At 55.9% G+C, this 14513-nt stretch carries 8 protein-coding genes; 6 read left to right on the top strand and 2 right to left on the bottom strand.

Going from position 1 to position 14513, the window contains the following annotated elements; translation table 11 throughout:
• The first annotated feature begins 2 nt into the window (after positions 1-2).
• Both ftsA and ftsZ read left to right on the top strand, forming a co-directional pair.
• Complete coding sequence (gene ftsA / locus WKK33_RS02915; RefSeq protein ID WP_309439092.1) at positions 3-1460, top strand: cell division protein FtsA; 1458 nt, start codon at positions 3-5, stop codon at positions 1458-1460.
• 64 nt (positions 1461-1524) lie between these two features.
• A complete protein-coding gene (gene ftsZ / locus WKK33_RS02910; protein WP_337568707.1) occupies positions 1525-2880 on the top strand; it encodes a cell division protein FtsZ in 1356 nt (451 codons plus the stop codon).
• A gap of 186 nt (positions 2881-3066) precedes the next feature.
• On the opposite strand, the gene WKK33_RS02905 is transcribed toward ftsZ, so the two are convergent.
• Complete coding sequence (locus WKK33_RS02905; RefSeq protein ID WP_337932401.1) at positions 3067-4365, bottom strand: pitrilysin family protein; 1299 nt, start codon at positions 4363-4365, stop codon at positions 3067-3069.
• 135 nt (positions 4366-4500) lie between these two features.
• Here WKK33_RS02905 and WKK33_RS02900 point away from each other — a divergent pair, with 135 nt between their 5' ends.
• The 4 genes from WKK33_RS02900 to WKK33_RS02885 all read left to right on the top strand — a co-directional run bounded on the left by WKK33_RS02900 (position 4501) and on the right by WKK33_RS02885 (position 11949).
• Positions 4501-5436 carry a carbohydrate kinase gene (locus WKK33_RS02900; RefSeq protein WP_337468516.1) on the top strand — a complete coding sequence of 312 codons (936 nt, stop codon included), beginning with the start codon at positions 4501-4503 and terminating at the stop codon, positions 5434-5436.
• 915 nt (positions 5437-6351) lie between these two features.
• The gene (locus WKK33_RS02895; protein ID WP_337932400.1) at positions 6352-6555 is read left to right on the top strand and encodes a hypothetical protein; all 204 of its coding nucleotides are present in this window, start codon (positions 6352-6354) and stop codon (positions 6553-6555) included.
• 20 nt (positions 6556-6575) lie between these two features.
• Positions 6576-7757, top strand: a complete 1182-nt coding sequence (locus WKK33_RS02890; RefSeq protein ID WP_337932399.1) for a hypothetical protein — start codon at positions 6576-6578, stop codon at positions 7755-7757.
• A 13-nt stretch (positions 7758-7770) separates the two neighbouring features.
• The gene (locus tag WKK33_RS02885; protein WP_337932397.1) at positions 7771-11949 is read left to right on the top strand and encodes a glycoside hydrolase family 2 TIM barrel-domain containing protein; all 4179 of its coding nucleotides are present in this window, start codon (positions 7771-7773) and stop codon (positions 11947-11949) included.
• 152 nt (positions 11950-12101) lie between these two features.
• Here WKK33_RS02885 and WKK33_RS02880 read toward each other — a convergent pair whose 3' ends face one another.
• Positions 12102-14471, bottom strand: a complete 2370-nt coding sequence (locus WKK33_RS02880; protein ID WP_337932395.1) for a hypothetical protein — start codon at positions 14469-14471, stop codon at positions 12102-12104.
• Positions 14472-14513 lie beyond the last annotated feature (42 nt).

Raw genomic sequence — 14513 nt, 5'->3', positions numbered from 1 at the left:
CTATGGCAGAATTTATAGTAGCTATTGAACTGGGCTCATCGAAGATGACCGGTATTGCGGGCAAGAAAAACCTCGATGGCAGCATCAACGTGCTTGCCGTGGTCAAGGAAGACTCCACCTCTTGCATCCGTAAGGGCGTGGCCTACAATATCGACAAGACGGTTCAAACACTAACCAACATAGTCGCGAAACTTGAAAGAACGCTGAAAACAAACATAGCCCAAGTATATGTGGGCGTTGGAGGACAGTCGATCCGTAGCGTGAAAAACACCAACGTGGTAGACCTGCCCAACGACACCATCATCACGCAAGACGTGATCAACGAGCTGATGGATGCCAATCGCAGCATGCAATACCCTGAGCTGGAGATTCTCGACGCCGCCACACAGGAGTACAAGATCGACAACCAGTACCAACTCGACCCCGTGGGCATACAATGCTCACGCATCGAGGGCAACTTCATCAATATCCTTTGGCGCAAAGCATTCTACCGCAACATCAACAAATGCTTCGACAACGCTGGCATCGCCATCGCAGAGATGTACCTGTCGCCCTTGGCTTTGGCCGACAGCGTGCTCACCGAGGCCGAGAAGCGCAGCGGATGCGTATTGGTCGACTTGGGTGCCGACACCACAACAGTGGCCGTGTTCTACAAGAAGATTCTGCGCAACCTTACCGTCATTCCCTTGGGAGGCAACAACATCACCAAGGACATCGCATCACTGCAGATGGAGGAGAAGGATGCCGAGCAGATGAAGATCAACTACGCCTCGGCCTACACCGACGCCAACGAGATCGACCCTGGCAAGACCTATCCCATCGACAACGACCGCAGCGTGGAGGAGCGCAAGTTCGTCGACATCGTGGAAGCCCGCGTGCAGGAGATTGTGGAGAACGTATGGTGCCAAGTGCCCAACGAGTACTCCGACAAGCTTCTTGGCGGCATCATCCTCACAGGCGGCGGCGCCAACATGAAGAACATTGATCGCGCCTTCCGCAACCACACCCACGTCGACAAGATTCGCGTGGCCAAGTTTGTATCGCAAACCATCAACTCCAGCAATCCTTCGATCAACGCCAAGGACGGAACGATGTGCACCATCCTCGGCCTGCTGGCCAAGGGCGACATGAATTGCGCGGGCGCACCCATCACCAACGACCTATTTAGCGGCAACGGCGACAACAAGGCTCAGGCCGCAGCCGAGATCCGCAAGCCCAAGACCATCGAGGGAACAGGCACTGGCAAGGTGCTCACCGAGGCCGAGAAGGCCGCCGAGGAGGCCGCTCGCGAGGCCGCCCGCAAGGCCGCCGAGGAGAAGGAGCGTGCCGAGGCGCAGGCCAAGGCCGAGGCTGAGGAGGAAGAGCGCCGCAAGAAACGCGAGAACTCAGCTCCCAGAAAGGCATGGCGCGCCTTCAAGAAGTTTGTCGGAAACATGATCGAAGAGGAAGACGAGAAGTAAGCCTCCAACCAACATCACCACGAGAACAAGCAGCAACATTTAGACAACAAACAGCATGACCATTATGGCAGACAAAGATAACAACATGCAAATCATAGACAGCGGCAGACCCTCCATCCTCGATTTCGGATCGCCCGACAAGGAGAACAGCATCATCAAGGTGATTGGTGTTGGTGGAGGCGGCGGCAATGCGGTCAACCACATGTATCGCGAAGGCATACACGACGTGACCTTTGTGCTCTGTAACACCGACGCACAGGCACTCAACGACAGTCCCGTGCCCGTGCATCTGCAGCTCGGCAAGGAAGGCCTTGGAGCCGGCAACCGTCCCGAGCGCGCCCGTCAGGCAGCCACAGAGAGCGTCGACGACATACGCCGCATGCTCGACGACGGCACGAAGATGGCGTTCATCACCGCAGGTATGGGTGGCGGAACAGGCACCGGAGCCGCTCCCGTCATCGCTCAGGTGAGCAAGGAGATGGGCATCCTCACCGTGGGTATCGTAACCATTCCGTTCCGCTTTGAGGGCGCTCGCAAGATCGACCAGGCGCTCGACGGCGTGGAGGAGATGGCCAAGCACGTCGACGCATTGCTCGTTATCAACAACGAGCGTCTGCGTGAGATCTATCCGGAGCTCAACGTGCTCGACGCCTTCGGCAAGGCCGACGACACGCTCAGCGTGGCAGCGAAGAGCATTGCCGAGATCATCACCACCCACGGCCTCATCAACCTCGACTTCAACGACGTGAAGACGGTGCTCAAGGACGGTGGCGTGGCCATCATGAGCACGGGTTACGGCGAGGGCGAAGGCCGCGTAAAGAAGGCCATCGACGACGCGCTCAACTCACCGTTGCTCAACGACAACGATGTGTTCAACTCAAAGAAGATCCTTCTGAGCATCGCTTTCTCGAACGGCAAGAACAACGACCATTCGGGCCTCATGATGGAGGAGATGAACGATGTGAACGACTTCATGGCCCAGTTTGGCGGCAACTTCGAGATCAAATGGGGTATCGCCCTCGACCCGGAGTTGGGCAAGAAGGTGAAGGTAACCATCCTCGCCACGGGCTTCGGCATCGAAGACGTGGAGCCGGAGGACCGTCGCACCCGACGCACCATCGAGGAGTCGAACCGCATCGCTGAGATGGAGGAGAAGGAGGCCGAGCGCCAGGACCGTCGCAACCGCTACTATGGCAAGGACGCCAACAACCCACAGTACAAGCGCCGTCCGCACATCTTCATCTTCAACCAGAACGATCTCGACAACGAAGATGTGATTCTCGCCGTGGAGAACACGCCTACTTACAAGCGTACCCGCCAGATGCTCGAGGAAATTCGCAAACAAGCCAATGGCGACACAGTAGAGAAGGAGACCGACAACGGCAACAACACCGTGCAGGGAGTCATCAGTTTCGCCTAACCAACAAGGCTAACAGAACTTCCAAGAAATACGAAAGCAAAATGGCATGAACCACTTCGGTCCAACGACCGATAGCCTATAAAAGCGAAGCCATTGCATGAAACCTTCAAAAGGGAAGGCCACATGCAATGGCTTTTTTGCGTTAAAGCCCAATCACTAATTAGACTTCACCAACCTCCAAGCCCCTTAGGCGTGGTTACCAAAGATGAGGGTGGTCAGGTTTTCGGGCGCAAAGAGGTCGCGCGCCACCTCCATGAGGCTCTCGGCAGTTACGGCCTCCACACGCCGGCAGAGGGCTTCAATATCCTTCTCCAAGCCATAGTGCAGGTAGATGCGGCCGAAGTCGAGGGCAAAGCTCTCACGACTGTCGCACGCCACACCGATCTGCCCAATGAGCTGACGCTTGGCGGCGCGCAACTGACTCTCGCTGAGGGGCGCCTGCATGAAGCGGTTGAGCTCGTGGCGCACCAAACGGAGGCAACGCCGCGTGTCGTGATGGTCGCAACCAAAATAGGTGCACCACACCCCCGTGTCGCTATAGCTCACCATCGAGCTCTCAACGGTGTAGACCAGTCCGTGGCGTTCGCGGAGCGCAACATTCAAGCGGGCGTTCATGCCAGGGCCACCCAGCATGTTGTTGAGCAGATAGAGGGTCGTGCGGCGAGGGTCGTGGGCGTCGTAGGATCGGCATCCCAGCACCACATGGGCCTGATGGGTGTCGCGGTCGCTCAGGATGACACGTCCCCACAAAGGCGATGCAATCTCCTTCGTCGGCACCGCTTTCGAGGGCTCCGCACGATGGGCAGAGGGTTCGGCTGCAGCCCCTAAAGGTAGCAGGTTGGGTTCCGCTGCGCCCACCTCTATTCCTTCCGTTGCCCGCTTCAACATTCTCACTAGTTGGGCGAAGTTGATGTCGCCGTAGGCAAAAAACACGGCGTTGTCGGTGCGGTAGTGTTTACGGGCGAAGCGCAAGGCATCGGCGGTGGTGAACGCATGCACCCTCTCGGTCGATCCAAGGATGTTATGGCCCAGCGGATGGCCGTCGAAGAGGATGTTTTCAAACTCGTCGAAGATGAGCTCGGCGGGCGAGTCGTTGTAGCTATCTATCTCGTCGCCGATCACCTCCACCTCCTTGTCGATCTCCGCCTGCGGATAGGTGGAGTGGAACACAATGTCGGTGAGCAATGCCACGGCACGCGTGAGGTGCTCCTTGAGGATGGCGGCGTAGTAGCACGTGTCCTCCTTGTTGGTATATGCGTTAAGACTTCCGCCCACCTGCTCCAAGCTGTTGAGGATGCTCCAGGCGCTGCGCCGCTCCGTTCCCTTGAAGGTAACGTGCTCGCAGAAGTGGGCCAGGCCCTCGTCGCCGCGATCCTCGTGGCGCGATCCAGCGCCCACCTGATAGCCACAGTAGACCACGGGCGAGGCCGATGGCAGATGTATGACGCGAAGGCCATTGCTGAGTGTGCAAGTATTATATTTCATTTCGGGTGCAAAAATACCCAATTTTACTTTGAAATGTGCTTGAAAATATGGAAATTTGCAGCGGCTAAGGTCATTCGGGCGCAAGCCAAGAGGCAACGCCAACAACACACCATGTTTTTTTAAGGAACAAAGATTATGCGAAAAGTTATAGGTATAGGCGAGACAGTGCTCGACATCATCTTCAAGAACGAACAACCCATTGGCGCCTACCCCGGCGGGTCGGCCTTCAACGCGCTTATCTCATTGGGCCGTTGCGGCGTCGACGCCACGTTTATTGGCGAGGCCGGCCACGACCGCGTGGGCGAGCATATCATCAGGTTTTTGCGCGAAAACGGTGTCAACGCCGACCACGTGAACGTGTTCGCCGACTCGAAGTCGCCCATCTCCCTGGCGTTTCTCGATGAGCGCAACGACGCCGAATACATCTTCTATAAGGACCATCCCCACGACCAGCTCGACTTTGTTTACCCCGACATCCAGCCCGACGACATCGTGCTGTTCAGCTCGTTCTATGCCGTCAACCCCGTCATCCGACCGCAAATCGTGGGACTGCTGGAGTACGCCCGGGCCCATGGCGCCATCATCTATTACGACGTGAACTACCGTTCGTCGCATCGCAACGAGGTGATGAAGATCACCCCCAATTACCTGGAGAACCTGGAGTATGCCGACATTGTGCGCGGCAGCCGTGAGGACTTCGACGTGCTTTACAAGATGCGCGACCCCGACAAGGTCTACACGGCCGAGGTGTCGTTCTATTGCAAGAAGTTTATCTGCACACAAGGCGCCGACACGGTGGAGCTTCGCGCCGACCAGGGCCTGAAGCGCAGCTACCCGGTGCCGCCCACCAGCACCGTGAGCACCGTGGGAGCGGGCGACAACTTCAACGCGGGATTCATCTATGGCCTACTCAAATACGGCATCACACGCAACGACCTCGCCCAAGGGCTCACGCCCGAGCAATGGGACAAGGTGGTGGCATGCGGCATGGAGTTCTCGGCCGACTGCTGCAAGAGTCTCTTCAACTACGTGTCGAAGGAGTTTGGCGAGCAGATCAAGGCGCAGCGCTAAACCGAAGGCTTGCGGCCACATCGGTCGCAAGCCCTCGTTGCCCCGCGCACAATTATCGCAACAATCTATAGCAAAATCTACACATTTCTTTTCCACGAAAGAAATGTTGGGCGCAAATACGCCATTCCCAGCGCATCTATGTAACACACTAACCGTCAGTGTGTTACATTCGCAATTCATCATTCCACACTTCGCATCCTCCATTCCGCCTCACGGTTGGGCATGTATCGCACCTCGATAAACGCCAAACCGCAAGACGATAGCTTACCTTTCGAGTCTCGGTTAGGCGTCTTTCGCAACTCGAAAGATGCCCAATCGCAAACGCTTCTGCCATTTTCCGCGATGAAATCGGGCAAAAACGGTCATTTCGATCGCTGGTTCATTCAAAATCGCGACACAACTTTTTAACCAAAAAGTCTGACACGACGAAGGAGGGAATCGGCAAACGAAACCACGCTTGGGGGAACGCCCCACGCCCTCCCAAGCCGCATCGTTTGCGAGTTGCGATCTGATGAATAAAACACTTCGAAAGAAAAATTATTGTATTTTATACCTCATTATTAAACTTTTATAAGTACCTTTGTCCCTGTGAAACAGGGCGTTTACCCACGCCTGAACGTCAACCCCACGAACGCCGAGCGGTTTGTATATCAGAACGTTGCGTTTGTTGACATAACCTACTGATTTGTTGAAATTAAAATTTTTTAAATACCAACCACTGTGATGGGATCCCCCACCCTTAAGTCATGCCGCGGCATGCGGCAAGGCGCTCATGTGCCTGTTGCTCGCTGGGCCAACACGCTCAGCGGGGGCACGTTGCATGTGCCTACGAGCGCCCAGGCCACAATACGGCCTAACGCACCTTCCTTCCCATCCCATGTGGACAAGCATCCACTTAACACCTAACTATTTTTTATGAGCAAAAAAAGAACCTATGAGAGACCTGTCTCCGAGATGTTCCAAATCAACGCAGGCTGCAGTCTCATGGCGGCGTCAGGCGGCAAAGACCTAACCGTTAACGGGACCGAAAGTATGGGCCCCACCACAGAAGGCAACCCCGACGAAATCGACGCCAAGGATAACAACAATGTCTGGGGCGACAATGTTTGGGAAGATTAACAAGTAAACTATCTATAAGCATGAAGAAACTTTTCACACTTACGCTTGCACTTCTCTGCTCGTGCCTGACGGCCGTCTATGCCGCCAACTACGTAGGCAGCAAGCCCGAGGCAGGAAAGAGCTATTACCTGCTCAATGTGGCAGAGGGCAAGTTTCTCAGCGCGGCTGATAACGGTACGCTCACCCTGGGCGGCGCCAAACTGGCCGTAACGGTGACCACCAACGCCAACGGCTTCCAGGTCCTCACTACAAACAAAGGCGACCTGGCGGGCGTGCTCCACGGCAAGGCGCGATGCAACGGCCAAGGCGCTTACAACGAGTGGGCGCTGAGCCTGCTCAACACCACCAGCAACGGCTATGCGCTGGGCTGCCGAAGCAAGGAAGCGTCTAACACCGAATGGCTCTACTATAGCTCCGTCTTGCAAGATGTTCGCACGCAACCTTACAAGCCAAGCAACATCCTCACCATCGCCCAATGGCAATTCATTTCGGAGGAACAGCTGAAGGATCCTGTTGTAATTCTCGACGAGAAATCAGAATCTTATTCCACCCCATCCATCGGCACCACCGGCAGCGCCGAGGTGCACCTCACGCGTACCTTCTCAGCTAACAGCTGGAACTCGCTTTGTGTGCCATTCGCCATCAGCGACGATGAGGTGAAGACCCAGTTTGGCAACGACGCCAAGGTGGCTGAGTTCACCGGAGCCACGGCAACCACGCTCGAGTTCAGCACATGCACAGGCATCGAGGCAGGCAAACCCTACCTGGTGTATATCCCCGAGGGTGCGACCCAACCCGAGTACTTCACTTTCAAGGGCGTCACTGCTTTCGTCGGCCAACCAACCGACGTGGTGCTGCAGGGCTCTACCAACGAGAACACCACCTTCCACGGCTACTTCCACAAGAGCACCGCGCCCAAGGGCTCATACGTGCTGCGCAAGAACCAGGTGTATCATCTGGTAAGCGACATGGACATCAAGGGCTTCCGCGCCGTGCTCATCGACGGAACCAATGCCACGCGCGTGTTCACCCAGTGGTCGCTCGACGGAACCACAACGGGCATCGGAAACATCGACGCCAACGACATCCAGCGATTCAACGTTTACAACACCAACGGACAGATGGTGCGCCACGCTGCCACATCGCTCGACGACCTGCCACACGGCGTGTATATCGTCAATGGAAAGAAAGTAATCAAATAATCCCAACGACCTTATGAAAACATACATAAAGCAACATCTCGTCGCACTGTTAGCCCTGCTCGCACTCGCTGCCACGCAGGCTTTTGCGGCAGACACGAAGACAGCTCTTTGGACGAACTACTCGCCCAACGGCAGCTCGTTCTCTCAGACCCAAACTATCGACTTTAACACACAGAGCATCGAGGCGGAGATCGACCTGTCGTCTTGCGAAAGCACATCAACAAACGAATGCATTCTGTCAATAGGTAGTGGCATTTCCAGTTGGTTTAGTGATAACACTTACCACATCCACTTGTACTACACTAAGTCAAGTTCAACCTTGAAAGTGAACTACCTCAAAGGGAAACAGAATCCTATCCGTGAAAATGTAACAAACACTTCGGGTACCATTAAGGTAAAATTGTCGATAGACGGTCTTACCATTAACGGCACAAGCTATGGCAGCCAAAGCGACCTTAGCGACCTGTTGGCTTTGTCGAGTGTGGAAATTGGCAGTACAGAAGGCAACAACCGCAGCTACGCCACCTACAAGAGCGTCAACATGGTTACGTCAGGAAGTTTTGTCACCCCCATTGCTGGCAACGACTATTACATCTGCCTCGCATCCGACGCAACCCAATGCCTGGGTGTGGCAAGCCAATCGCAAAACGCAAGCTTAAGCGTAAGCACACTGGTTAAGGAAACGGCAAGCCAAACATGGACGGCATACACCAGCAAGAGCACTTCGTACCCCTTGCACTTCAAGAGCAAAGGCTCCATTTACGCAATAGACATGGCGGGAGCCAATAGCACCGCTCCGCTCATCTGGGACAGCGAATACGATTACAACAGCGGATCAGAATCCAACGCCAACCAGGAATGGAAACTTGTAGACGCAGGCAACAGCACCTACTATTTGGCATGCAGACCCCAAAACAGTTCATCTGATTATTATCTGGCAGTATCAGGCACAGGATTAACCAAGACCACCTCAAAGACGAAAGCCACAGCCTTCGGCTTCCTCAAGGCAAGCGCATCAGAAGGCGGTGGTGGAACCGAAGGTGGCGGTGGCAGCACCGAAGAAACACCGGGCGACCACGGCTCATTCGACGTGAGCATGGTTCACAACCCACAAAAGTTTGCCCAATACAAGGAGGACGCACACGCTACTTACATCCCCTACGCTTCTTCCGCCGACATGATGGCCGACGCCAACTACGAAAAGCCTTGGCTCGCTCCTACGAAAGCTATGACCATGAGCCTGAATGGCACATGGAAGTTTAAGTACATCAGCAACTACTACAACCAGGCTCCTTCGTCATCCTATTACGGCAACACCGCTTCCACAAGCGATTGGGACACCATCCGCGTTCCGCTGTCATGGGAAATGGCTGGCTACGACACCCCCGTCTACACCAACGAGGGCAATCCGGGTTATCCCTTCACACCAGTCAAAAATTCATGGACGACCCAAGCCAACTATCGAAGCAACTGCGACACGAACCCCTTGGGCTACTATCGTCGCACGTTCACCTTGCCTACCGACTGGAACGACAAGCGCGTCATGGTTCACTTCGATGGTGCCTACAGCGCTATCGCCGTTTATATCAACGGTAAATACGTGGGTTATTCACAGGGCGCCAACACCGATGCCGAGTTCGATATCACCGACTTTGTTAACCAAACCAACGAGAACAACATCACTGTGGCTTGTTTCCGTTGGAGCGACGGCAGCTACCTGGAGGGGCAGGACATGTGGCACCTCTCGGGCATCCATCGCGACGTGTATCTCGTGGCCACGCCGAAGGTGTTCATCTCCGACCACTATATCCACTCAAGCCTCAACAGCAATTACACCAGTGGCACCATGACCGTCGACATTACCATCGACAACCGCACGAAGAGCAACGTGGAGAAGAACATCAAGGTGGAGCTCCTCGACGCCACTGGAACCTCTAAGGGCTCACAGACCATCACCTATAGCGGCAGCAGCAACACCACCCACACGGTTACATTCAGCAACCTCAACGGCCTCTCTCCGTGGAGCGCCGAGAACCCTTACCTCTACACGGTTGTGGTGAGCCAGCTCGACGGCACATCCGAGGAAATGGTGTTCTCTACCAAGTATGGCTTCCGCAAGGTGGAGGTTGTCAACAATAACAACCAGAGGCAGGTGCTTGTCAACGGCAAGCGTGTGTTCTTCAAGGGTGTCAACACCCAAGACACGCATCCGCTCTATGGCCGCGCCATCGACTTGGAGACCATGATGAAAGACGTTACGCTGATGAAGCAGGCCAACGTCAACACCGTTCGCACATCCCACTATCCCCGCCAGCCCAAGATGTACGCACTCTTCGACGCATACGGTCTCTACTGCATGGACGAGGCCGACATTGAATGCCACGGAGCTAACGCACAACAGTTCGAACTTTCGGCAAGTTCAACTTGGACATCCGCCTACGTAGACCGCACCGAGCGCATGGTGCGACGCGACCGCAACCACCCCAGCGTGGTGTTCTACTCGCTCGGCAACGAGTCGGGCTCAGGCTCCAACTTCGGCAGCACTTACCAAAAAGTAAAGGATCTGACCAACAACGAAGGCATCGTGCATTATGAGGCCGACGCCTCCCATTCCGATCTCGGTTCAAACATGTATCCTTCTGTTGACAATGTGAGCAGCAACTCAAGCGGTCTGAACAACAAGCCCTACTTCATCTGCGAGTATGCCCACGCCATGGGTAACGCCATGGGAAGACTCAAGGACTATTGGAACGTGATCGAGAACAGCACAGGCATCATCGGTGCTTGCGTCTGGGACTGGGTAGACCAGTCTATCTACGACCCACAGAAGGCGAAGAGCGTCATCAACGGCACAGCCTACGCAAGCACGCTCGTCTCCCCCAACGGCTTCAACTATTGGAAGCAGGGCTACGACTACCAGACCCCAAGCGGCATCAATGAAAGCACGTTCATGGGCGCATTCCTGGACAACGGTATCACTACCCCCGACCGCAAGTGGTCGTCGAAGCTCACTGAGGTGAGAAAGGTGTACCAATATGTTGACTTCACCCAGCTGTCAAACCAAAAGCTTACGGTTAAGAACAAGTACGCATTCACCAACCTCAACAACTTCAAGCTCATCTATCGCGTGCTGAAGAACGGCGAGTTGGCTGAGGAAGGCATGGTTGACATGCCCTCTGTAACACCAGGAAGCACCGGCACCGTGAGCCTCCCCTACAAATCAACCGCACAGAGCGGCGAAGAGATGGTGGTGAACGTTTACCTCGTCCTGAAAGACGGCACCCTGTGGGCGGACAATGGCTATGCTGTGGCCGACGAGCAGTTTGTGGTTCAAAACCGCAACAACTCACTCAGCTCACACACGGCAAGCGGTTCGCTCAGCGTGAGCGGCAACACCGTGAGCGGCAACGGCTGGTCGATGACGTTCAACAGCGACGGATCGCTGAAAAGCTGGACTTACAACGATCAGACCATCATGAACGCCGCACCCGCCTTCAGCCAGTTCTTCAGCATCGACAACTCACGCAACGGCACTCCTTATAACACGGGGTCGTCTAACTCTTACTCTGTGAGCAGCAGTTTGAAAAAGAACAACAACGGAACAGCGACACTCACTGTCTCTGGCAGTTCCGACCGCAGTTACACCATCGCCTACACCATCTATCCCGATGGCGTTGTCGACATGAACGTGAATTTCAAGAACGGTTATAACACGGCTTACCGCGTAGGCTTGGCCATGCAGTTCGGCGAAGGCTTCGAACAGGTGGAGTATTACGGGCGCGGTCCTTGGGCCAACTACCCCGACCGCATGACGGGCTCTTACCTCGGAAGATATGTAACCTGCGTGAACGACCTGTTTGAGGAATACACGCATCCCCAGACCAACGGCGACCATCAGAACCTTCGCGACCTCACGCTCACGTCATCGAAGGTGGCGCTGAAGATTGAAACGGTTGGCGATGTGTCGTTCTCTATGTCTCACTACCAGGAGAGCTATTGGTCAGCAAAGACTTGGATGACCAAGAAGCACAACGATGAAATGACACGCCAAGGCTCCATCTACGCCCACTTCGACGCAGCCATCAGCGGCGTGGGCAACGGCTCTTGCGGTGAAGGCACTCCGTCGCAGTACCTTCCCAATACCGGCAGCTACTCTTACACCCTGCGCTTCACTCCCACGAGTTTGAAGTAAGGGCGCGTTAAGCGCATCTATATCATTGAGGCGGAGACCTTTCGAGGTGCTCCGCCTCAATGCTTTTAACCGAATAGCCACAAGCCGCACACACAAACAAAGCGCCCGATGCAGGAATTGCACCGGGCGCTTCGTTTGTATGGGGATGAATGTTACTTGGCTACCTTCTTTCCATCGACAATGTAGATGCCATGCGACAGACCGTTGAGGTCGTTGGCGCTGCGGGCCACCTTACGACCGTCGAGGGTGTAGACGCCCTCGCGAGCCACAGCGGCGCCGTTCTGCTGCTTGTCGGTGATGCTCTCAATGCCCATGGCCGTGGTGGTCTTGGCGCGCATCTGTGCCTCATCGAGGATCACCCAGCGCTGACCCGTAGCCGTGTTGGCCAGGTTGAACGTGGTGCGCGTGAGCGTAGTGGCGTTCGAGGCGGCCAGTGTCATCGGGTTGCGGGCGGCATGGCGCGTAATCCAGAAGCCGCGTGTGCCATCCGCATCGACATCCACGCGACCCTTCATCAGCTGGAAGTCCTGCTGGTCAGCGGGCGTCACGTTCTTCGCACTGAAGACAGAGCCATTGAACGTGATGTAACGGCCCGTAGCGGCGTTACGGAACTGGAAGTACTGGTTGTCGGGCGTGAAGCTGATGTACCAAGCGCAACTGTCGTTGGCGGCCAGCTCATCGGCGCTCTTCTGGCAGAGCGTCAGCGTGCCGGCGGTGCCGCGCTCCGTAAGGTACGACAGGTAACGGCCATTCTCCTTCTTCTCATTGGTGATGTAGTATTTCACACCCTCCTGGTGTTCGAAGGCCCAGTAAGGCTCAGCGTAGTGGCTCGAGGTGTGCTCCAAGCCATCCTCGCCGAGTGCCTGGCACACCAGGCTGTTGCCATAATAGAGCACATCGCTATGGTTGTCCTCGTTGGCACCATTGATGCCATAGGGCCACATGTGCTGGTAGTCGCCATGGAGGAACGATCCCGTGGTGTTGTCCCAGAAATCGAGCACGGCCGACACACGCTCGCCCAACCAGTTGCCCGATCCTTTCTGTGAGCCACTGACGCTCTGGCTGCCTGAGCGCAGCACGCCCACTACGCTCCATTGCGTGTCGGCCCAAGGAATGACACCCACTCCATGCAACCACTCGTGCATGATGGTTCCGGCCGATTGGTAAGAGGCGTTGGATCCCACACGCACCCATCCGCCATACGAGCAGTCGGCAGTCGGTGTGCCGGGTTCGTAGCCCACGCTGGGTCGGAAGTCGCGCATCTCCGTGAGGTTGTTCCACAGGTCGGTGGCGGTGTTCACGGCATCGGTGATACGCTTGCGCACAGCCTCATCGCTGATGCTGCGAATGGTGGGCGTGATGGTTCCCATGGGGATGGTGTAGAAACGGATCTCGTCGCCATAAGCCACATTGCCCTTCTTGTTCTCCACATACGAGCGCATGAAATACTCAGTGGCGGGCTTCAGGTTCTTGAAGCAATAGATGGTGCCATTGTTCGAGAGCGTGGTGGTGTGCTTCGTATCGGCCACCGTAGGATGGGCCTGCGTGCTAATCACGAAGCCCTGCTCCTTGATGTCGGTAGCCTTGGCCGTGGTGCTCATGCGACCGAAGGCCATGGTGGCTCCGCGCAGATAGCGCTTGTCGGTCACCACCTTGATGGAGTTGCCCCACTTGAAGTTGGCGGTAGCTGCCTTGAGGCTGGTGGCACCCACCAAAAGGTCGGCCAGGTCGGCTTCCTCGTTGTTCAGCAGGCCCTCTGCCTGGGCCACGGCTGCCCGCAGCTCATCGGCGGCAGTGCCTTGGGCGTCGCCCAGAACCGCGTTGGCGGCAGCAATGGCGCTCTCCAGGTCGGCACGGCGCAACGCCAGGTCGGCGTCGCCGAGCGGTGTGGCGCGCAAAATCTTCACCCAGTCCACCACGGGCATGGCGTGGTCTTCCTTGCGAGCGCTAAAGCCCAGGCGCAAACGGCCTGCCACCTCTTGGTCGAGGGTGAACGAAATGGTATCGGTAGTCCATGCGTGGGCGGCAAACTTGGTGTTGGTAAACGGCACACGAGCGGACAGGCGGGTGTTGTAGGGATGCCAAGCCGATGAGTTGGTGCTCACCTCCTCATTGTCGGCGGCGTTGTAAACGGCCATCACCACCTCATAGTCGCCAGCGGGCAACTTCACCGAGTCTTGCAGCATGTTGATGCCGCTGGTGGTCACCAAGCCAAAGGCCAAGCCACCACCAGCCACGCCATCATAGCCCGTGGCGGGCACACTGAGGCCGCAGAAAGTCTTGGCCGATCCCCATTGCCACACGCCAAGCACACCGGCCTTCACCGATGTGACGTCCCAATAGTTGACGGAATTGATGTCGTTGGGCGCAGCATTGCCCTCGTCGCCAACGGCATAGGTGTAATTTGTGTCAAAACCAGCGTTGAGCAGATAGGCCGAAGTAATGTCGTGGTAGGCTTGCGCCGACGCGCCAAGCGAACCTCCTGCCATCGCTAAAGAAAGAAGTAATGTTTTGATTGTCATAGATATAAATTAGTTGTTTTGCGATTTCAGATTAGAACGATT

The organism is Hallella sp. (genome assembly GCF_037460745.1).
In the GTDB taxonomy this organism is placed as follows: domain Bacteria; phylum Bacteroidota; class Bacteroidia; order Bacteroidales; family Bacteroidaceae; genus Prevotella; species Prevotella faecis.
This window is presented reverse-complemented; position numbering and strand designations above follow the sequence as displayed.